The organism is Natrinema sp. CGMCC1.2065, from assembly GCF_051225675.1.
Taxonomy (GTDB): Archaea; Halobacteriota; Halobacteria; order Halobacteriales; family Natrialbaceae; genus Natrinema; species Natrinema thermotolerans.
In genome coordinates this window covers 1-19,935 of the sequence record NZ_JBPJSJ010000014.1, presented here as the reverse complement: position 1 = coordinate 19,935, position 19,935 = coordinate 1, and the positions used below count along the sequence as shown (strand labels likewise).

The window sequence follows — 19,935 nt, the reverse complement described above, 5'->3', positions numbered from 1 at the left end:
TCGGCGAAAACGGCCGCCGATTAGCCGAGAATACCGCTGATCGCCTCGTACGCACCGATCGCGTTCAGTCCGAGGATCACGACCAGCGTGACAACGACGGGCACTCGAAGGGCCCAGATCCAGGCCGTTCCCCACCCGCCGAGGTTTCGGATCCCTTTGCCGAGTTCCTCGAGGCCGAGGTCGGTCTGGACCCAGCCGATGTAGACGGATAACAACAGCGCGCCGAGGATGAGCAGGATGTTGTTCGCGAGTTCGTCGTAGACCGTGAGCCACGAGAGGCTCCCGTCGTACGCGACGGGAGCGCCGAAGAGGAATATGGCGGTCCCGATGAGAAGCGTTGCCGGGATGCGATCGACGCCGCGTTCGTCGATCAGGTAGGAAACGACGACTTCCATGATACTGATCGCGCTCGAGAGCGCCGCGATGGTGACGGTACCGAAGAAGACAGCCCCGAGAACGCTACCGAACGGAATGTTGCTAAACGCCTGCGAAAGCGCGATGAAGATGAATCCCGGACCGTCGCCGATTGCGACGATGTCGGCGACGGCGAGTTCGCCGGAGAAGAGGACCGGGAACGCGACGAGGCCGACGGTGAACGCGATCGCCGTGTCCAATCCGACGATGATGACGGCGTCTTTGGCGAGGTTACGATCCTCGCCGAGGTAGGACGCATAGGTGATCATCACGCCCATCCCGAGCGAGAGCGTGAAGAACGCCTGTGCGGCCGCTGCGGGTAAGATGCTCGTCCAGTTCGCGGCGATCGTACCCAGGTCGGGCGACAGGTAGTACGCGTAGGCTTCCCCGGCACTCGAGAGTGTGCCGGCGTAGACTGCCAGTCCGACCAGGAGGATGATGATCGCGGGAACCATCAGCTTCACGGAGAATTCGATACCGCGCCGGATACCGAGCCCGACGACGGCGATGACGGCCGCCATGAAAATCGCGTGTGTGAGGACCGACATCATTCCCCCGGTCGTCGCTCCGAACTGCGCCGCACCGTCTGCGGCGTAGTTCCCTTGCAGTCCGTAGACGGTGTACTGCAAAACCCAGCCAGCGATGACGCTGTAGTACGAGAGGATAACGAAGCCCGCGAGGACGAACACCCACCCGATCCGCTGCCACGAACCCGTGCCGATCTGCTTGAGCGCGCCGACGGGATTCCGATCCGTGTACCGGCCGACAGTGAACTCGACCAGAATCACCGGGAACCCGATGACCGCGATCAACGCGAGGTACACGACGAGAAACGCCGCGCCGCCGAACTCGCCGACCTGATACGGGAACCGCCAGACGTTACCTAATCCCACTGCACTGCCGACCGCAGCGAGGATGAACCCCGCTCTCGTTGCCCATGTTTCGCGTTGTGCCATGGTGTAACCCTTTCTCACCATGCCTTAAAACCTTACATTCGGGGACTATATTCAGTATTTTCCGCTTTCAGTGTTATCTGTCATGATTCGTTCCGCATTTGTCCACGAATCGAAAAGTACGTCACGGAATATCTCTTCACAATGGGAATGTGTTTCACACCGGGTAGGACTCGACGCCGCCGACCCGTCCCCCCGGCCGCAGCCGAACGAAATCGCGGCCGGTCGGCTGCCGCCCCGTGTGATACGACAACACCCGAACCCTCATGGGAAATAATACGAGTTACAGAACGTTTTTTATTCCGGTGGCCGTTGCCACGGCCAATGAGTCGCCACGGGAGGGTTTCCCTATGACGATGGAAGACCGCATCGACGAACTCGAGGAACTTCGCGAAGAGGCGCGCAAAGGCGGCGGCGAAGCGCGGATCGAGAAGCAACACGACAAGGGGAAGATGACCGCCCGCGAGCGGATCGACTACTTCCTCGACGACGGCACGTTCACGGAGTTCGACCAACTCCGGACCCACCAGACGAGCCAGTTCGGGATGGAGGAGAAGAAGGTCCCGGGCGACGGCGTCGTCACCGGCTACGGCGAGGTCAACGGGCGGACCACCTTCGTCTTCGCCCACGACTTCACCGTCTTCGGGGGATCGCTCGGCGAGGTCTTCGCCGAGAAGGTCTGTAAGGTCATGGACATGGCGATGGAGGTCGGCGCGCCCGTCATCGGACTCAACGACTCCGCCGGGGCCCGCATTCAGGAAGGCGTCAAGAGCCTCGCCGGCTATACCGAAATCTTCCGCCGGAATCAGGAAGCCAGTGGCGTCGTCCCGCAGATCTCCGCGACGATGGGGCCGTGTGCCGGCGGGGCCGTCTACTCCCCGGCGATCACCGACTTCATCTTCATGGTCAAGGACACCAGCCACATGTACATCACCGGCCCCGGTGTCACCAAGACCGTCACCGGTGAGGAAGTCTCCCACGAGGAACTCGGCGGCGCGATGACCCACGCCAACAAGACCGGCGTCGCCCAGTTCGCCTGCGAGAGCGAAGAGCAGGCCCTGGACGACATCAAGCGACTCCTCTCCTATCTCCCGCAGAACAACGTCGAGGACCCGCCCCGCGTCGAGCCGTGGGACGACCCCGACCGCCGCGACGAGGAGCTCAAGAGCATCGTCCCCCCGAGTCCCCAGAAGCCCTACGACATGACCAACGTCATCGACTCGGTGGTCGACGAGGGTTCCTTCTTCGAAGTCGCGGATAACTTCGCCCAGAACATCGTCGTCGGCTTCGGCCGTCTCGACGGCCGTTCCGTCGGCCTCGTCGCCAACCAGCCACGGGTCAACGCCGGCACGCTGACCGTCGACGCCTCGATGAAGGCCTCGCGGTTCGTCCGCTTCTGTGACTCCTTCAACATTCCCATCGTCACCTTCGTCGACGTCCCCGGCTACATGCCCGGGACCGATCAGGAACACCGCGGGATCATCCGCCACGGCGCGAAACTGCTCTATGCCTACGCCGAGGCGACCGTCCCCCTGCTGACCGTCATCACCCGGAAGGCCTACGGCGGTGCCTACTGCGTCATGGCCTCGAAGAACCTCGGCGCGGACGTCAACTACGCCTGGCCGACCGCCGAGATCGCCGTCATGGGTCCCCAGGGCGCGGTCAACATCCTCTACCGCGAGGAACTCGAGGAAGCGGACAACCCCGACGAACTCCGCGACGAACTCATCGAGGAGTACCGCGAGGAGTTCGCCAACCCCTACACCGCGACGGACAAGGGCTTCCTCGACGACGTCATCGTCCCGACCGAAACCCGACCGCGGCTGATTCGGGACCTCGAGATGCTCGAGACGAAACGCGAGTCGAACCCGGACAAGAAACACGGCAACATCCCGCTGTAACATGACCTCCCAGCAACAGCCGTCGGCCGACGACCGGGCCGCCGACGCGGGCGGCGCGGGGGACGACGATGCGTCGATGGGCCTCGAGGCGGCCCTGCCCGGCGACGTTTCGATCGAGTTGCCCGACGACGCCGACGACGAGGAGGCCGCGGCCATCGCGGCTGCGATCGGTGCCCACCTTCACGACCACGCGCTCGCGGCCGCCGCGGCCGCCGCCGACGGTGAGGAGACGTGGGACGACAAGCGGTGGGCCTTCGCCGGCCGGGTCCGCGCACAGCAACACCGGACCGTCCGCGTGCCCCGCGGCGCGCCGACCGACGCGTGGTCGGCGGCGGGACGGACCGAGCAGTTCTAACGCGGCCTCGGCCGTTCTTTTCGACGGCGCGCATGTCGGTGTCGTGAGGGAACTGCGTCCGGCCCTCGAGCGACTGGTGGGGCAACCTCGCCGACGTCGTACGAACCGTTAATAGTCACCCGATTGAGACAATTCCATGGCGATCGAAGACGCCCGCGAGTCGGAGACCATTATCGGCGAGTTGGAACTGACTCGCAGCCTTACTATCCAGATGTCGGCACTGGGAACGCTCGGGCTGATAGTCGCCGCAGCGGCCCTGAGCGCACTCTATCAGGCGGTCACCGGCCACCCGGCGACGTTCCAGTTCGCGCCCGACGGCGTCGGCTGGTGGACGAACGGGCTGAACGTCCTGGTCGTCCTGTTTCTGGGGACTGCGTTTCTCGTTCCCCACGAGTGGCTGCACGGCCTCGCCATCCGCTACTACGGCGGCGAGCCGAAGTACGGCGTCGGCGTCGCACACTTTATCCTGCCGTACGCCTACGCGACGACCGACCACGAGTTTACGCGCGACCAGTTCGTCGTCGTCCTCCTGACCCCGCTCGTCGTGATGACGGCCGTCGGTCTCCCGGCGATGCTCGCCTTCGGCTGGGGATGGCTGCTCCTCCCGCTGGCGGCGAACGCCGCCGGCGCGATCGCGGATCTCTGGATGGCGATGACGCTGCTGACCTATCCGGCACACGTCCGCCTCGAGGACCACGAGAGCGGCGTCAGGATCCTCGGTCGGGAAGACGATCGCCCGCGGTCACTTTCCGTGACTGCGCTCGTCTGGGACGCGCTCGCGGGGGCCGCCGTGGCGGCGATCGGCGTGGTCGCCCTGCTGGCGTTGGTTGGCCCGGTGCTGCTGTCCGCACTCGGGATCGAGTCGCTCACTGTCGGAACGCCGGACACGTTCACGTACCTGTTTTCGTTCGTCAACACGCCGACGGAGATTTCGTTCGGCGTCGGTCCCGGCGTGTTGGGCGTCGGGTCGGTAGTCGGTGTGGTCTACGCGTTCGTCCGGAGCTACCGCCGAAGTAACGCGACCGCTCCGGAGACGGCGACTGCGGTAACTCGCCGCTGACTCGAGGGCCGTGAAGGAAAGTACCCCGTTCCGGGACGGGCCGACCGTTCGAAACGGGTCCTGCGAGGATCGGGAACGCGCGGCCGCTACTCCGAACCGGAACTCGAGTCGGCGTCCTCGGTCTCGGACATGGTGATCGGCTCTTCGGCCTCCATGCCCACGTCCTGGCCTTCCTTGATCGCCCGGGCCTGCTCTTCCATCGCCTCGACGTCCATCTCGGCTTGTTCGTCGATCTCGCCGATGATGTCGGCGATGTCGTCCAGGCCGATCAGTTCGCGCGTCTCGTCGTCGAACTCGAGGCTCTCGAGGTCCGTGCCGTTGCCCTCCACGTCGCTGCCCGAGAGGTGCTTGCCGTAGCGGCCGACCAGCGAGGTGAGTTCCTGGGGCATGACGAACGTCGTCGACTCGCCCTGGCCGATCTCGGCCAGGGTCTCCATCCCCTTGTCGATGACCGCGCGTTCGCCCATCGACTCGGCCGAACGCGCTCGGAGGACGGTCGAGATCGCGTCGCCCTGTGACTCGAGGATCTGGCTCTGCTTTTCACCCTGGGCGCGGATGATGTTCGACTGCTTGTCCCCTTCGGCTTTCTCGACGGCGCTGCGGCGTTCACCTTGGGCCTCGAGGATCATGGCACGGCGGCGGCGCTCGGCGGAGGTCTGTTCCTCCATCGCCCCCTTGACGCCCGCGGAGGGCGTGACCTCGCGGACCTCGACCGACTCCACTCGAATACCCCACTCGTCGGTGGGCTCGTCGAGTTCGGTCCGGATGCGCTCGTTGATCATCTCCCGGCGGGAAAGCGTGTCGTCGAGTTCCATGTCGCCGATCACGGCCCGCAGGGTCGTCTGGGCCAGGTTCGAGACGGCGCGCTGGTAGTCGTCGACCTCGAGGAAGGCGCGCTTGGCGTTCATCACCCGGATGTAGACGACGGCGTCGGCCGTGACGGGGGAGTTGTCCCGCGTGATGGCCTCCTGCTGGGGCACGTCCAACGTCTGGGTCCGCATGTCGAACGTGTAGATCCGGGAGACGAACGGTGGCACGATGTTCAGCCCCGGCTCGAGCAGTTTGCGATACTCGCCGAAGACGGTCAGTGCGGCCCGGTCGTAGGCGTCGACGATCTCGACCATCTGCCAGACCGTGATCACCACGAGCAACAGCCCCACGGCACCGATGAGCAAGAGGGGGTCCTCGAGTACCGACTGGGTCTGTAGCGGACCGGGTACGAACTCGGACATGCCTGATTCAGGGTCCGTGATCGGATAACGATTGCCCATAACTAGCATGGGTCCGGTCGGTGAGGGATCGCGGTCGCCGAGTCCGACTCGAATCGGCGGCGATCGGGGTCGTCAACTGGCAAAAACTGACGCGTTGTCGAACCCGTTGCGAAAAAGTAAGGTAGGGTCCTGCCGACGGTTCTCACAGGAATGTTCAGGAAGGTTCTCGTGGCGAACCGCGGGGAGATCGCCGTCCGCGTCATGCGGGCGTGTGAGGAGTTGAATATCGGGACCGTCGCCGTCTACTCCGAGGCGGACAAGGACTCGGGACACGTCCGCTACGCGGACGAAGCGTACAACGTGGGGCCGGCGCGGGCCGCCGACTCCTATCTCGATCACGAGGGGGTCATCGAGGCCGCACGGAAGGCCGACGCCGACGCCATCCACCCCGGCTACGGTTTCCTCGCGGAGAACGCCGAGTTCGCGGGCAAGGTCGAGGACGCCGAGGGGATCACCTGGATCGGCCCGTCCAGCGATGCGATGGAGTCGCTTGGCGAGAAGACCAAGGCCCGGACGATCATGAACGAGGCCGACGTGCCGATCGTCCCCGGGACGACCGACCCCGTCACCGAGCCCGCGGAGGTCAAGGAGTTCGGCGAGAAACACGGCTACCCGATCGCCATCAAGGCCGAAGGTGGCGGCGGCGGCCGCGGAATGAAGGTCGTCTGGGACGAAAGCGAGGTCGAAGACCAACTCGAGAGCGCCCAGCGCGAGGGCGAGGCCTACTTCGACAACGACTCGGTCTACCTCGAGCGGTACCTCGAACAGCCCCGTCACATCGAGGTCCAGATCCTCGCGGACGAACACGGCAACGTCCGCCACCTGGGCGAGCGCGACTGTTCGCTCCAGCGACGGCATCAGAAGGTCATCGAGGAGGGACCGTCGGCCGCGCTCTCGGACGAACTCCGCGAGAAGATCGGCGAGGCCGCCCGTCGCGGCGTCGCCGCCGCGGACTACACCAACGCCGGCACCGTCGAGTTCCTCGTCGAAGAGGAGGACCGCGAGGCGGGCGAACTGCTCGGCCCCGACGCGAACTTCTTCTTCCTCGAGGTCAACACCCGCATTCAGGTCGAACACACGGTCACCGAGCAGATCACCGGCCTCGACATCGTCAAGCGTCAGATCGAGGTCGCCGCCGGCGAGGAAATCGACTTCGAGCAGGACGAGGTCGACATCGACGGTCACGCGATGGAGTTCCGTATCAACGCCGAGAACGCGGCCAACGACTTCGCGCCCGCGACCGGTGGGACCCTCGAGACCTACGACCCGCCGGGCGGGATCGGCGTCCGACTCGACGACGCCCTGCGACAGGGCGACGAACTCGTCACCGACTACGACTCGATGATCGCCAAGCTCGTGGTCTGGGGCGAGGACCGCGACGAATGTATCGAGCGCTCGCTGCGCGCCCTGCGCGAGTACGAGATCGAGGGGATCCCGACGATCATCCCGTTCCACCGGCTGATGCTCACCGACGAGGAGTTCGTCGCGAGTACGCACACGACGAAGTATCTGGACGAGGAACTCGACGAGAGCCGTATCGAGGAGGCCCAGGAGCAGTGGGGCGGCGACACCGGCTCCGGCGGCAGTGAAGACGACGAGGAGTCCACCGAGCGGGAGTTCACCGTCGAGGTCAACGGCAAGCGCTTCGAGGTCGAACTCGAGGAACACGGCGCGCCAGCCATCCCGACGGGCGATGTCGAAGCCGGCGGCGGTGCCAGCCGACCGGAGCCGGCGGGCGGTTCCGGCGGCGACGACGGCGGTGCCGAACTCGAGGGCGACGGCGAGACCGTCGACGCCGAGATGCAGGGGACGATCCTCGACGTCGAGGTCGAGGAGGGCGACGAGGTCGCGGCCGGCGACGTGCTGGTCGTCCTCGAGGCCATGAAGATGGAAAACGACATCGTCGCCTCTCGCGGCGGCACCGTCACCCAGATCGCCGTCGAGGAAGGCGAGAGCGTCGACATGGGCGACACGTTAGTCGTCCTCGAGTAGCGCTCGCCCGCGGACGAACGTCTTCGCCCGAACGGCGAAGGGGGTCCCTACCCAACGGTCGATCGCACGCGACGTCGGCGAGACCCTGCGGGCGGTCGACCGGGAGCGGAGAGCGACCCCGGTGACCGCCACCCACCATCCATACTCGACGCCGCGTGCCCGCGAATACGATCGGTAACGCGACCGGTATGTCGATGTGCGGCAGCACCGAGCCATCGTCACGGACGACGGTCGCGCCGCGTCGAACGATCGACGCGTCACAGTGGTCGTTCGGTCAGCCATTGTCGCCAGTTTCGTGGCGGCGATACCGCGGCCGCGACCGTCCCCGACTCGCTTCTCTCGACCCCTGTTCTCTGTAGTCGCCGGTAGCGGTCCTCGAGTAGGGGACAGCACGCGTCGCGGAGAACGAGTGTCGATCAGTCGCCGGTTGAGACGCCTCGAGCGTCGCCCTCGGTGTCGTCCCAGGGGAGCGGGCCGTCGTAGCCCTCGGGAACGAACGGACAGAGCGGGTCGCTGGCGAGCGGGTCGCCGGTGTGGGCGAACGCGCGCGAGCGGCTGCCGCCACAGACGTGGCGGTAGGGACAGGCCCCGCACTTGCCCGAGAGGTTGTCCCGGTCCCGGAGCGAGCGGAACAGCTCGGAGTCGCGGTACAGCTCCGTGACCGGTCGGTCGCGGACGTTGCCGGCCGACTCCGGCAGGAATCCCGAGGGGAACACCTCGCCGGTGTGGCTGACGAAGGCGAAGCCGTCGCCTGCGACGATCCCCGTCCGTCGTTCGATCCCGTCGCCCGGACCGGGTCGGCCGCCGCTCTGGACGCCCTCGTCTTCGTCGGCTCGTCGCTGCATCGCGACCCGCCGGTACTGCGGCGCTTCGGTCGTCTTGACGCCGAACGGTTCGGTGTCGCTGACCTCGTGGAGCCACTCCATGACCGCGTCGGCCCGATCGGGTGCGATCGGCTCGAGGACCCGACCACGACCGACGGGGACGAGGAAGAAGACGCTCCACATGACGGCCCCGATCTCGGTCAGCAGGTCCCGGATCGCGGGGAGTTCCGCGACCGTCTGCTGGCAGACGGTGGTGTTGACCTGGACGGGCAGCCCGGCCTCGCGGGCGTCCTCGACGGCCCTGATCGTCTCCTCGAAGCTGCCGTCCTCGCCGCGGAAGGCGTCGTGGGTCTCCGGCGAGGCCCCGTCGAGGCTGACGGCCATCCGTTTGAGCCCCGCGTCGGCCATCTCCTCGATCCGGTCGGCGGTCAGCGAGCCGGTCCCGCTGGGGGTGATCGTCATCCGCAAGCCGAGATCGTCACCGTGGGCGATCAGTTCCGGGACGTCGTCACGAACGAGCGGGTCGCCACCCGAGAGGACGACCAACTGGCCGTCGCCGAACTCGGCCGCATCCTCGAGCAGCGCTTTCCCCTCGGCGGTCGAGAGTTCGTCGGGGTGGCGCTGGGGCTTGGCGTCGGCCCGACAGTGGTCACAGGCGAGGCCACAGGCCTGGGTGAGTTCCCAGATGAGGACGAACGGCCGTTCGGACGTGTCGAGATTGCCGGGGCGCATGGCGGAGTCTCGGGACCGTCGAACCGAAAACGCCGCTCCTGTTCCCGCGGGTCGGGAAGACCGGAAGATGTTCGGGCCGGCCGAGGGGAATTCCCGCGTGTTGGGAGGTCGCGCAACGGCCTTCGTTTTCGTCCCGAAGACATCGACATGGTCGAGAAAGCACGCCGCGCCCCGGTCGACAGCGACGAACGCGGGAACCCGACGCCACAGTGGGAGGTCTTCGTCCGCAACGAGGCGGGCGATCCGATGCGCCACGTCGGCAGCGTCGCCGCGGCCAGCGCGACGGAAGCCCACGAACACGCCGGTCGGTTGTTCGGCTGGTACGCCGTCGATATGTGGGTCTGTCCGGCGGAGTCGGTCGAACGGTTCTCGACGCGCGGGCTGGCCGACGACGCCGAGGAGCGGCCGGACGAGGAGGCCGACGACGATGACGACGGGAGCGACGAACCCCGCGTCTACAAGGAGACGGCCGGCGCGTCGGAGGTGAACAGCCTGTGATCTCGATCAGCAAACTGCTCTGTGATCTCGACGCCGAGGGCGACGGGCTGCGCTACGACGCGGCCGACGAGTCGAAAAAGCCCCAGATCACCGACGAGAAACAGCACCGACCGGTCGTCGTCTGGAACACCACCCGCCGGTGTAACCTCTACTGTTCGCACTGCTATGCCGGCGCGGAGAACCAGGCCGCGACCGGCGAGTTCTCCACGGCCGAGGCGAAGACGTTCATCGACCAGCTCGCCGACTTCGGCGCGCCCGTCCTGTTGTTCTCCGGCGGCGAGCCGCTGGTCCGCGAGGACCTGATCGAACTCGTCGGCTACGCCGCCGACCGGGGCGTTCGCCCGGTACTATCCTCGAACGGAACGTTGCTGACCCGCGAGAAGGCCATGGCCCTGAAAGACGCCGGGCTCCAGTACGCCGGGATCTCCGTCGACGGACTCCCCGAGCGCAACGACCGGTTCCGCGGCGAAGAAGGGGCGTTCGACGCCGCCGTCCGCGGCATCGAGAACTGCCTCGAGGTCGGACTCAAGACCGGCCTGCGCTATACGATCACCGAGGCCAACGCGCCCGATCTCGAGGGCGTCGTCGACCTGCTGGCCGAGAAAGGTCTCGACCGGTTCTGTTTCTACCATCTGGACTACGGCGGTCGCGGGGCCGAAATCGTCGACGCCGACCTCTCCCCCGCGGAGAAACGCGAGGCGGTCAAGCAGGTCGCCGACCTCACGCTCGAGTACCACGACCGCGGCGAGGAGATCGAGACCCTGCTCGTGGGCAACTACGCCGACGCGGCCTACCTCGTCGAGTACGCCCGTGAGGAGTTCGGCGAGGCGAAGGCGCAGGCGGTCTACGACTACCTCGAGCGAAACGGCGGCGATCCGACCGGCGAGCGGATCGCCGACGTTGACTATCAGGGCAACGTCCATCTCACCCAGTTCTGGCAGGGCTACAGCCTCGGGAACGTCCGGGACCGACCCTTCGGCGAGATCTGGGAGGACGAGTCCAATCCGTTGCTCAAGGCCCTACGGAACCGCGAGGAGCGGCTGAACGGCAAGTGCGCGGACTGTCAGTACAAGTCGATCTGTCGCGGTGCGTCGCGGCTGCGGGCGCTGGCGACGACGGGCGATCTGTTCGCGCCGGACCCGCAGTGTTATCTCACCGACGAGGAAGTCGCGGGTACGGGATCGGCCGTCGGCGGCGCCGGGGCCGGAGCCGACTGACGTGGGCGGACGGCGGACGGTCGGGCCGTTCAGTACGCGTCGTCGGGTCGACGTCGGGAGTCGGGCCGCGCCGGCAGGTGGCCGGTGCAGCGTCGACAGTACGTATAGAGGTGTTCGTTTTCCGTCCCGCAGTGCCGACAGGTGACCGGTTCCTCGATCGACGTCGTGCGAGAACTCATCGGCGGGGCTACGAAACGCGAGCGAATAGCCGCCGGGCTGACGTTTGCAAGGTGCCGTCGCCGTCGGTCGATCTACTCCGCGAGGACGTGCGCGCGGGTGACGTGGCCGCCACAGCCACACCGGTCGACGTACTCGAGCCGGAGGCCGTCGAAGGCGGCCTCGAGTTCGTCCCAGAGGTAGGTCTCGGGGTGGCCGTGGTCGCCGTGGGTGACGAGGTTGACGTGGTAGCCGGCGGTCGTCGCCTCGATCGCGTCTTTCGCCTGTTCGACGAGCAGGTCCCGATCCATCGCGTGTTCGGGGCCCTCGAGGTTCGCCGACCAGGACGCGTCGTGGTCGCCGCGGGTCACGGGTTCGACGCCGGAGACGTCTTCGGTCATGGTCGTCACTCGGCCGTCGACGGGCGTAAGGCCTGAGCCGAACCTATTCGGCTCTCGTCCATCGGGACGGGCGACCTCACGCCCGCATCAACAGCAGAACATGAACGGATAGATCAGAGCGACGCGATCGCCCTCCTCGAGTTCCGCCTCGAACCCGCCGAGGTGTTCGTTGAACCGACCGTTGATACAGACGCGAGCGTAGGGTCGGGTCTGGTCGCCCTCGGGGTTCTTGCGCCACGTCCCGGGCAGGTCGTCGGGGACCGGTGCCCAGCCGCTGTGGGTCGCCACCGCCTCCGTTTCGGCGATGAGCATGTCCTCGAGGTCGTACGCCGCGAAGAAGTCCTCGAGGAAGTCCCGCAGGCGGTCGCCCTCGAAGGTGAACTCGAGTTCGTGGGTCCCGACGGCGGTGCGGACGTGACCGGTACAGCGGACGGTCACGGTCGTCGTGTCGGCGTCTCGGTCGGCGGTCGCGGCCGATCGCGGCTCACCGGTGGTCGGTTGGTCCGTTCGCATGGGTACGGATACGGGCCGAGCGGCCAAACAGTACCCTCCGAACGTGTTCGGGAAGAAGGGGACGGCGATCCGGGCCGAACCCCGAGACATGAACGGGATACCGGGCGGGTTACGGACCGATCAGCAGCCCCCGATGGCGATCCCGCTGCGACACTTCGTCCTCGCGCTGGGCTTTCTGGTCGTCGGGGTCGGCGGCGGGCTCGTCATGGCCGTCGCGTCGCTTCCCGGACTGTCTGGGCTCGCCCACCTGCATACGCTGCTGGTGGGCTGGGTCGCGGTGACGATCATGGGCGCGATGACCCAGTTCGTCCCCGTCTGGTCCGGCGTGACGATCCACTCGCGGCGGCTCGCGGTCGCACAGCTGTGGCTGCTCGTCGTCGGCGTCGCGGGGTTCGCAGCGGCGCTGCTGGCGGGCTCGTACGCCGCGTTGCCGATCCCCGCCGCCCTGATGCTGGCGGGGATCTGGACGTTCGTCTACAACGTCGGCCGGACGCTCGCCCGCGCGCGTCCGTTCGACTTCACCGAGCGACACTTCGCGCTCGCGCTCGCCGCGTTCGCCCTCGTCGCGCCCTTCGGGCTCCTGCTGGCGGTCGGGTTCGCGCGACCCGTGTTCGACTCGATCGGCGTCGCTCGGTTCGAAGTCCACCTCACGCACGCGACGCTCGCGCTGTTCGGGGCCCTGCTCGCGACCGTCGTCGGCGCGCTCTACCAGCTCGGAAAGATGTTCACGCAGGCCGAGCCGGACGAAATCGACGAGTGGCTGCTCCGGCTCGAGCAGGTCGCGTTCCCGGCGGGTCTGGTCGCGCTCGCGCTCGGCCGCGGGCTCACCGTCGAACCGCTGGCCCGCGTCGGCGCGGTCGCGGTACTCGTCGGGTTGGCCGCGTTCGCGGTCGTCGTCGGCCGATTACTGGTCGGCGCGACCGTCGAGCGCTCGCCGATGCTCGCTCGCTACTGGGTCGTCGTCGCGGCGCTGTTCGCCTGGATCGCGCTGGCCGCGCCGACGTGGTGGGCCGACCCGCTCGCCTACGACGCGCTCTTCGGCCATCCGGACGGCCGTAACCTCCTGCTGTTCGGCGTCTTCGGCTTCGTCGTCATCGGGTCGCTGTATCACATCGTCCCCTTCATCATCTGGATCGAGCGCTACAGCGACCGGCTGGGCTTCGAACAGGTCCCGATGATCGACGATCTCTACGACGACCGCCTCGAGCGGGCCGACTTCTGGGCCACGCTCGTCGGGTTCGCCGGCCTCGCGGCCGCGCCGCTGGTCGGTCTCCCGTCGGTCGCCGTCGCGGCCAGCAGCGCCCTCGCGACCGTCGGCGTCGGCCTGTTCGTCGCGAACATGCTGTGGACGATCCACCGCCACGGGCCCGACGGACTCGCGGGCGTCCTCTCGAGCGCGCTCGAGTCGGGCGAGGAGTCGCCCGCGGCGGGTAGCGAGCCCGACGTCGACGTCCCGCCGGACCAGTAGACGGGACTCTACTCGTCGGGGGAGACGTCAACCCCCGGCTCGTACCGCTGTGATTCGATCGTCGAGACGACCAGTTCGCCGTACTCGGCCGCGGTCAGTTCGTCCGCGACGTACGCCTCGGCGTGGGGCGTCTCGACCGTCGCCGATCCGTACGACGCCGGCGCGTCGTCGAGGATCGTCGCCCCCAGTGCGACGGCGTCGTACCCCGTCTCGATCAGCGCGGCGTAGCCGCCGGCGAGCAGCGCCACGTCGTGGACGTTCCCCTCGTCGTGGCGGTCCGTATTGACGTACTCGAGGGTCAGTACGTCGCGCTCGCGCTCGATCGACTCGACGGCCACGTCGTACTCCTCGAGGGCCGATCCGAGCCCCTCGGGGTCGGTGATGTCGGCACCTGCGAGTTCCGGAATCCGCTCCTCGAGGATCGCGCTCCGTTCCGCGACGGGCAGCGAGGGAACGTACTCCGATATCGGCCATTTCTCGTTCGTCGGAAACTCCGTTCCCATCTCCTCGATGCAGCCGGCGAGGGCGGCGGTCGCGGCGACGGTTCCCGCTCGCAGGAACCGCCGCCGCGTCCGCGTTCGACCGCCCGTCTCCGTCGCGTCCCGATCCATACCCCGTTCTCGCTGCCGCGGGGCAAATGGGTTCGTTCTGCAAACGCCGGCAGCGGGGTAAAGGGACGATTTCCCGTAGGGTCGCTCACCCCGGATGGCCCTCGAGCTGTACACCGTCGGCCTCGTCGTGATCGGGATCGCGCTGTTCGGCGTCGCGGTCCTCCCGCGGTTCGTCTCCGATCGAGCGATCTCCCTGCCGATCTTCTTCGTGGCGTTCGGAATGCTCGCCTTCGGGCTGCCGATCGGACTGCCCGCACCGGATCCCTTAGAGCAGGGGACGACGACCGAACACCTCGCGGAGATCGGCGTCATCGTCGCCCTGATGGGCGTCGGACTGAAGATCGACCGCGTCCCCGGGCTGCGCGACTGGGCCTCGACCTGGCGGTTGCTGGCGGTCACGATGCCGCTGTCGATCGCCGGCGCGGCGCTGCTGGGCCGGTGGCTCGGCTTCGCCGTTCCGGCCGCGGTCCTGCTCGGGGCCTGTATCGCCCCGACGGATCCCGTGTTGGCCTCGGAGGTGCAGGTCCGCGGGCCGGGGATGGGCACCGAGGCGAAGTCGGCCGACGAAAAGGCGGGGATGGAAGACGAGGTCCGGTTCGCGCTCACCTCCGAGGCCGGGCTGAACGACGGGCTCGCCTTCCCCTTCACGAACCTCGCGATCGCCGCCGCGCTCGTCGGGCTCGCGCCCGGCAACTGGATCGGCGAGTGGCTGCTGGTCGACGTGGGTTACCGGATCGTCGTCGGCGTGATCGCCGGGATCGTCCTCGGCGCTCTGACTGCTCGCCTCGTCTTCGCCACCGAGCCCGACACGCCGGTCGCCAAATCGGTACAGGGGCTCGAGGCGATCGCGGGCACGCTGGCGGTCTACGGCGCGACCGAACTCGTCGGCGGCTACGGCTTCATCGCCGTTTTCGTAGCTGCCCTGATGGTCCGCCACTACGAGCGCTCCCACGACTACAACCGGTCGCTCCACGAGGTCAGCGAGTTCGCCGAACAGGTGATGATGGCGCTGATCATGCTCTTTTTCGGCGGCGCGATCGTCGGCGGATTGCTGGAACCGCTCACCCTCGAGGCGGTCGTTGCGGTCGTCGCGATCGTCGTTCTCGTCCGGCCGTTGGCGGGGCTGATCGGCTTCCTCGGGTTCGATCGCGACCCGGCCGAGCGGGCGACGATCGCCTTCTTCGGCGTCCGCGGGATCGGCTCCTTTTACTACCTCGCCTACGCGCTGAACCACGCCGCGTTCCCCGACGCCGACCGCCTGTGGGCGCTCGTGGGGGCCGTCGTCCTCGTCTCGGTCGTCGTCCACGGGATCACCGCGACGCCGGCGGTCCGCTGGCTCGAGGCGCGGGTGGAGAGTCAGGAACAGTCGTCGTGAACCCGACCACCGTCGCTCTCGAAAGTCACTGCGAACCCGATCGAAGCAGCGGTGCGATCAGTGTCTGAATCGTTTCACGCGCTATCGAGGAGGGCGGACCGCTCGAGGAAGATCGTCCAGCAGACCGCGGCGTAGAGGGCCGAGCCGAGGACCGAGAGCCACCGGCCGGGGCCGACGAGCGCGGGCACGGATCCGAGCAGGCCCGCGACCTCGAGCGCGAGGCCGCCGAGCAGGGCCGCGATCGAGACCCGCGCGGTGCGGTCGCCGATCCCGGACGCCGAGGCGACCGCGGGCGGATAGAAGCGGTAGCTGACGCCGACGATCGTCAGCGCGAGGAAGCCGCCGACGGCGAGCCGGTAGTGAGCTGTGTATGCGGTCGCCGGAAGGAGCCCAGCGGACGCGAACGCGAACCCGAGCCCCAGTAGGGCAACGGCCCCGGCACAGCCGGCGGCCCCCAGCAGCGCACGGCTTCCGACACGGTCGCGGTCGCTCTGTCGGGAGAGATCGGTGACGGCGGCCGCGAAGCCCACCAGCGCGACCGCCTCGAGGCCGGCCCCGAGCGAGAAGACCGGTCCGCCGCGGAAGTCGACGGCGAGCAGCACGGGGCCGACGCCGCCGCCAGTCAAGACGACGGCCGCGAGCGCCGGGCGGACGTCGGCGACCAGCAGCCGCGGCAGCAAGCGAAACCCGATCGCAAACACGAGGAGGGCAGCCGTTCCCGCCGCGAACAGGTGGGTCGTTGCCGGGCCGGCAGCGGGGGCGATCGTCGGCTCGAGGCCGAGCGCCCGCGCCACCTCCAGCGCCGATCCGGCGAGCAGATAGGCGACGACGACGGGGACGGCGGCGTTCGCGAGCCGGTCGACCCGCCGGCGGTGGGCGTCGGTGTCGCCGGTACCGGTCTCCCGTCCCGTCGGGTTGTCGCGGACGGTCCAGCCGATCGCGGCGACGAAGACGATCACGCCGGCGAACCAGCAAATCGCGGCCACGGGACCGACCGTAGCCGGCCCGCGTCCGGCACCGGCGGCAACCGACCCGAGCGTGCCAAGCAGCGCGAACGGCAGGTGGATCGCGGGTGCCAGCGGGACTGCCAACTCCCGTGCGAAATAGGACGGGACGAGGGTGTAGGCCTTCCCGAAGACGACGTGGAAGACGAATCCATACACGCCGAGCGGGACCGTCGCCGCCCTCGGGAGACCGGCTGCGACGGCGACTTGCCACGCGAGAAAGAAGCCGACGCCGACCGCGACGAACGTCCGCGACCACCGCGTGACCGTCGCCGCCGCGGTCCCGGACGCGGCCATCGATCCTCAGAAGGGCGACTGGACGCTCGAGTCGTCCTCGTCCCCGTCGGCGGTGGTCGGGCTCGGTACGGCCGGCCCATCGGGTTCGCTGGGCATCTCGCCGGACTCGAGGTAGGTGTCCTCGAGGGTAGCCAGCGCGTCGTTCAGGGTATCGGATTGGTGGTGGCTCTCGCGGACGCGTACCCGGACGAGATCGTACTCGTGGCGTTCGCTGAGGCCGTTCCACGCGCGGAACGACCCCTTGACAAGGGCGTCGGCCTGGGGACAGAACTCCGTGGTCGGGCTGAACTCCGCCCGCAGGACCGTCGGATCGTTGGCGTCAACCGCGTACCGGTAGCCGGCGTCGGGATGGCGCTGGTCGAGGTTGAGCCGCGCGAGGTTGTAGCCGAACGTCGCGTCGTAGACGCCCCGTTCCTCGAACAGTTCCCGCGAGATATCGTGGAACGCGACGTGGTCCTCGCCCTCGAGGAGGTCGTGACCCTCGAGGAACCGTCCCGGCTCCGGGAGGTGTTCCGGAACGAACGCGTCGGGATCGTCGAACCCGTCGCCGTCGTCCGTCGACCGCCCGCTCGAGAAGGGGTTCATTGTACTCGTCCGTACTGCCCGAACTCCCCAATACAGTTTCCCGAACACGTTCTACTCTCGCCGCATCCGGCCGTCTATTTTCCGTGAGAAACCGGTATCCACGGTATAACCGGTGATTTCCCCGTGACTGTCGGTCCCTGAACAGTTTTAGATTATCTGAATATAATAAAAATATATATTAATAGGATTCCAAAAAATACGCCAATATACTGTTCTGATTATCATTGGTGATATATGTGTATTCAATTCGAGTTTGGGCCAGAGGATTTATATCTGATCGAAGTAAGAGTCCGGCCAATGCTACTCTCAGTCGATCGATCGGATGCGACAGCCGGCCAGTCAGTCTGTTTCGACATCATCGCCGCTGTCGCCGAGCGGGAAGGCATCGATCCGGTAGACCTCGAGCCGCCCGAGTACGAAGCGCTCTACGACGTCGTCAACCCCGAGGCGCTCGATGCCCTGTTTGCGACTCGATCGAACGGCACACAGCGGCCGACCGGCCGCGTCGAATTCCCCTTCTGTGGCTATCACGTGGTCGTCGGCAGCGACGGCGAAATAGAAGTCTCCGACCCCGAGACGGACCTCGAGTAACGGCTTACTCCCGCTGACTCTCGATTCGGCGCCGCCACTCGGCGGGAATCGGCCGCGATCCGTCTCCGTCCGGATCGGCCAGCACCTGGACGGTCCGGGCCGTCGCCGCCCGCTCCCCGTCGGCGCGGACCTCGTAGGTCATCGGCAGGCTCGCCTCGCCCAGTTCCGACACGGAAAGCGCGACGGTGACCGTCTCGTCGGCCTCGATCGGTCGCTCGTACTCGATCTCGAGGCTCACGAGGACGGTCGTCGTTTCCTCGAGCGAGATATCGAGGACGTCCCGGAAGTAGGCCTCGCGGGCCTGCTCGAGGTAGGTCGCGTAGACCGCGTTGTTGACGTGCCCCATGAAGTCGATGTCGCGGAGCCGTACGTCGATCTCGGTCTCGTAGCTGTAGTCGGCCATCGACGGACGCGTAGGAGAGCGGGTGCCGTATAGCTGGTCACTCGCGGCCGGCGGCTCGAGAAGTGAAGGTCGCGATCGCAGTCAGTCGCCGGCCTGCGCCGCCTCGAAGACGTCCTCGTGCAGCCGGTCGGCGACGTGTTCCATCAGCGGCTCCATGTTGCGGGTGTCGGCCCGGTTGTACTCGACGAGCGTCTCGAGGGACCCCTCGTCGCCACTTTCGTACTCGTGCCAGAGACGGACGGCGTCGCGGCCGCTCAGCTCCGGCATGTCGCGGTCGATGCCGATCTCGCGTTCGATCGCCTTCAGCCCGCCGTCCAGCCCCAGCTTCTTGCAGGGGTACATGAGATCGACGTGGGGGACATCGACCGAGACGTCGAAACACGTCTCGAGGAAGGGGACGTCGAACCGCTGGCCGTTGAACGTGACCAGCAGGGCCGATTCGTCGAGTTCCCGCTCGAGGCGGGCGGCCGTGAGATCGCGGTCCTTGACGAAGGTCTTCGTCTCGCCGCCCCGGTGGAGGCTGACGGTCGTCACGTCCTCACAGGCGGCGTCGAGGCCGGTCGTCTCGATGTCCAGAAAGCAGGTCTCGTCGCTGACGTTCTCGTAACAGCGCCAGCGGCTCGCGGCCGGCAGCGCTTCGGCGAACGGCGAGACGTCGCCCCGCTCGAGGTGGGCCCGGCCCTCCTCGATGAACGTCTCGATCCGTGCCGCGAGCGTCGAGCCGACGACGCTGCCGTCGAACTCGTCCCAGTGGGTCACACCGTTCTCCCAGAGCCGGCGCTCGGTGGTCTCTCCGACGCCGTGAACGGGAATGAAACTGTTCTCGATTCGCACACCGGGTAGAGGGGGCAGGGTAGCTAAAAACGCTTGGATCGTCGATAGCGTCGTCGCGCCGTCACACCGTCGGTCGTTCTCGTCCCGTCGCGGTTCGCGTTAGCTGCTGTTGGCCAAAGAGACAGTCCGTTCGACGACGCTACCCATCGAGCGCTCCCGCGCCCTCGTCGATGCTTCCGAGCCGAAACCGACGCGAGCAGCACGCGGTGGCGTTCCGGTGCTAACAAACGGGTTCACTCGAGCGGTGGGCGACCGCCCGACTTTTCGTGTTGGCGGCCGTAGGTATCGTATGGCCGACCACGAGGACGAACTCGTCGACGCCGTTCGCGAACTGACGCGGACGATCGACGCGCTCCGAGCGGAACTGGGGGAATCGGGCCCGCGCCGGCCGCGGCTTCGACCGCCGACGCCGCGGGAACTGCTGCGCGCGACCGACGAGGTCGCGATCCCCGCGGCGCTGGCCGTCCTCGAGACCAGCGT

21 protein-coding genes are annotated in these 19,935 nt (G+C 67.2%); 10 read left to right on the top strand and 11 right to left on the bottom strand.

What is annotated here, in order from left to right; all coding sequences use genetic code 11:
- Window positions 1-20: 20 nt before the first annotated feature.
- On the bottom strand, window positions 21-1,370 hold the full coding sequence (locus ACSBP4_RS14220; RefSeq protein WP_084158221.1) for a sodium-dependent transporter: 1,350 nt from the start codon (window positions 1,368-1,370) through the stop codon (window positions 21-23).
- 353 nt (window positions 1,371-1,723) lie between these two features.
- Between ACSBP4_RS14220 and ACSBP4_RS14215 the strand changes: the two genes are divergently transcribed.
- The 3 genes from ACSBP4_RS14215 to ACSBP4_RS14205 all read left to right on the top strand — a co-directional run bounded on the left by ACSBP4_RS14215 (window position 1,724) and on the right by ACSBP4_RS14205 (window position 4,683).
- Window positions 1,724-3,268, top strand: a complete 1,545-nt coding sequence (locus tag ACSBP4_RS14215) for an acyl-CoA carboxylase subunit beta (RefSeq protein ID WP_006181734.1) — start codon at window positions 1,724-1,726, stop codon at window positions 3,266-3,268.
- 1 nt (window position 3,269) lies between these two features.
- The gene (locus ACSBP4_RS14210) at window positions 3,270-3,623 is read left to right on the top strand and encodes a hypothetical protein (RefSeq protein WP_006648908.1); all 354 of its coding nucleotides are present in this window, start codon (window positions 3,270-3,272) and stop codon (window positions 3,621-3,623) included.
- A gap of 136 nt (window positions 3,624-3,759) precedes the next feature.
- Window positions 3,760-4,683: a DUF3267 domain-containing protein gene (locus tag ACSBP4_RS14205; protein ID WP_435552584.1), complete on the top strand. Its 924-nt coding sequence runs from the start codon at window positions 3,760-3,762 to the stop codon at window positions 4,681-4,683.
- Window positions 4,684-4,769: 86 nt separating this feature from the next.
- Here ACSBP4_RS14205 and ACSBP4_RS14200 read toward each other — a convergent pair whose 3' ends face one another.
- On the bottom strand, window positions 4,770-5,915 hold the full coding sequence (locus ACSBP4_RS14200) for an SPFH domain-containing protein (RefSeq protein WP_049964405.1): 1,146 nt from the start codon (window positions 5,913-5,915) through the stop codon (window positions 4,770-4,772).
- A 189-nt stretch (window positions 5,916-6,104) separates the two neighbouring features.
- On the opposite strand from ACSBP4_RS14200, the gene ACSBP4_RS14195 reads away from it, so the two are divergent.
- Window positions 6,105-7,946 carry an acetyl-CoA carboxylase biotin carboxylase subunit gene (locus ACSBP4_RS14195; protein WP_049964404.1) on the top strand — a complete coding sequence of 614 codons (1,842 nt, stop codon included), beginning with the start codon at window positions 6,105-6,107 and terminating at the stop codon, window positions 7,944-7,946.
- Between the two features lie 416 nt (window positions 7,947-8,362).
- On the opposite strand, the gene ACSBP4_RS14190 is transcribed toward ACSBP4_RS14195, so the two are convergent.
- Window positions 8,363-9,502, bottom strand: a complete 1,140-nt coding sequence (locus ACSBP4_RS14190) for a TIGR04053 family radical SAM/SPASM domain-containing protein (protein WP_006648906.1) — start codon at window positions 9,500-9,502, stop codon at window positions 8,363-8,365.
- A 147-nt stretch (window positions 9,503-9,649) separates the two neighbouring features.
- Between ACSBP4_RS14190 and ACSBP4_RS14185 the strand changes: the two genes are divergently transcribed.
- Entirely contained in the window at window positions 9,650-10,000 is a 351-nt protein-coding gene (locus tag ACSBP4_RS14185; protein ID WP_435552583.1) for an Htur_1727 family rSAM-partnered candidate RiPP, read from the top strand.
- A complete protein-coding gene (locus ACSBP4_RS14180) occupies window positions 9,997-11,217 on the top strand; it encodes a TIGR04347 family pseudo-SAM/SPASM protein (RefSeq protein WP_435552582.1) in 1,221 nt (406 codons plus the stop codon). Before ACSBP4_RS14185 ends, ACSBP4_RS14180 begins: the two co-directional genes overlap by 4 nt.
- 29 nt (window positions 11,218-11,246) lie before the next feature.
- On the opposite strand, the gene ACSBP4_RS14175 is transcribed toward ACSBP4_RS14180, so the two are convergent.
- From ACSBP4_RS14175 to ACSBP4_RS14165, 3 genes are all read right to left on the bottom strand, one after another.
- Entirely contained in the window at window positions 11,247-11,396 is a 150-nt protein-coding gene (locus ACSBP4_RS14175) for a DUF7577 domain-containing protein (protein ID WP_435552581.1), read from the bottom strand.
- Between the two features lie 72 nt (window positions 11,397-11,468).
- The gene (locus ACSBP4_RS14170; protein WP_435552580.1) at window positions 11,469-11,774 is read right to left on the bottom strand and encodes a CGCGG family putative rSAM-modified RiPP protein; all 306 of its coding nucleotides are present in this window, start codon (window positions 11,772-11,774) and stop codon (window positions 11,469-11,471) included.
- Between the two features lie 87 nt (window positions 11,775-11,861).
- Window positions 11,862-12,287, bottom strand: coding sequence for a pterin cluster protein (locus ACSBP4_RS14165; protein WP_435552579.1), 426 nt, complete (start codon window positions 12,285-12,287; stop codon window positions 11,862-11,864).
- Window positions 12,288-12,375: 88 nt separating this feature from the next.
- Here ACSBP4_RS14165 and ACSBP4_RS14160 point away from each other — a divergent pair, with 88 nt between their 5' ends.
- The gene (locus tag ACSBP4_RS14160) at window positions 12,376-13,755 is read left to right on the top strand and encodes a hypothetical protein (protein ID WP_435552627.1); all 1,380 of its coding nucleotides are present in this window, start codon (window positions 12,376-12,378) and stop codon (window positions 13,753-13,755) included.
- An 8-nt stretch (window positions 13,756-13,763) separates the two neighbouring features.
- Here the strand turns inward: ACSBP4_RS14160 and ACSBP4_RS14155 are convergent, their stop codons facing one another.
- Window positions 13,764-14,366 carry a hypothetical protein gene (locus ACSBP4_RS14155; RefSeq protein WP_435552578.1) on the bottom strand — a complete coding sequence of 201 codons (603 nt, stop codon included), beginning with the start codon at window positions 14,364-14,366 and terminating at the stop codon, window positions 13,764-13,766.
- 94 nt (window positions 14,367-14,460) lie between these two features.
- On the opposite strand from ACSBP4_RS14155, the gene ACSBP4_RS14150 reads away from it, so the two are divergent.
- Window positions 14,461-15,741: a cation:proton antiporter gene (locus ACSBP4_RS14150; RefSeq protein ID WP_435552577.1), complete on the top strand. Its 1,281-nt coding sequence runs from the start codon at window positions 14,461-14,463 to the stop codon at window positions 15,739-15,741.
- Between the two features lie 74 nt (window positions 15,742-15,815).
- Here ACSBP4_RS14150 and ACSBP4_RS14145 read toward each other — a convergent pair whose 3' ends face one another.
- Window positions 15,816-17,042: a hypothetical protein gene (locus tag ACSBP4_RS14145; protein WP_435552576.1), complete on the bottom strand. Its 1,227-nt coding sequence runs from the start codon at window positions 17,040-17,042 to the stop codon at window positions 15,816-15,818.
- Between the two features lie 6 nt (window positions 17,043-17,048).
- Window positions 17,049-17,675 carry a hypothetical protein gene (locus ACSBP4_RS14140; RefSeq protein WP_435552575.1) on the bottom strand — a complete coding sequence of 209 codons (627 nt, stop codon included), beginning with the start codon at window positions 17,673-17,675 and terminating at the stop codon, window positions 17,049-17,051.
- A 249-nt stretch (window positions 17,676-17,924) separates the two neighbouring features.
- Here ACSBP4_RS14140 and ACSBP4_RS14135 point away from each other — a divergent pair, with 249 nt between their 5' ends.
- Window positions 17,925-18,218, top strand: coding sequence for a HalOD1 output domain-containing protein (locus ACSBP4_RS14135; RefSeq protein ID WP_006181718.1), 294 nt, complete (start codon window positions 17,925-17,927; stop codon window positions 18,216-18,218).
- Window positions 18,219-18,222: 4 nt separating this feature from the next.
- On the opposite strand, the gene ACSBP4_RS14130 is transcribed toward ACSBP4_RS14135, so the two are convergent.
- The gene (locus ACSBP4_RS14130) at window positions 18,223-18,621 is read right to left on the bottom strand and encodes an acyl-CoA thioesterase (RefSeq protein ID WP_006648894.1); all 399 of its coding nucleotides are present in this window, start codon (window positions 18,619-18,621) and stop codon (window positions 18,223-18,225) included.
- Window positions 18,622-18,702: 81 nt separating this feature from the next.
- On the bottom strand, window positions 18,703-19,455 hold the full coding sequence (locus ACSBP4_RS14125; RefSeq protein ID WP_049964389.1) for a ribonuclease H-like domain-containing protein: 753 nt from the start codon (window positions 19,453-19,455) through the stop codon (window positions 18,703-18,705).
- A 289-nt stretch (window positions 19,456-19,744) separates the two neighbouring features.
- Between ACSBP4_RS14125 and ACSBP4_RS14120 the strand changes: the two genes are divergently transcribed.
- Window positions 19,745-19,935 (top strand): DUF7547 family protein (locus tag ACSBP4_RS14120; protein WP_435552574.1); only part of this gene is annotated, 191 nt, incomplete at its 3' end.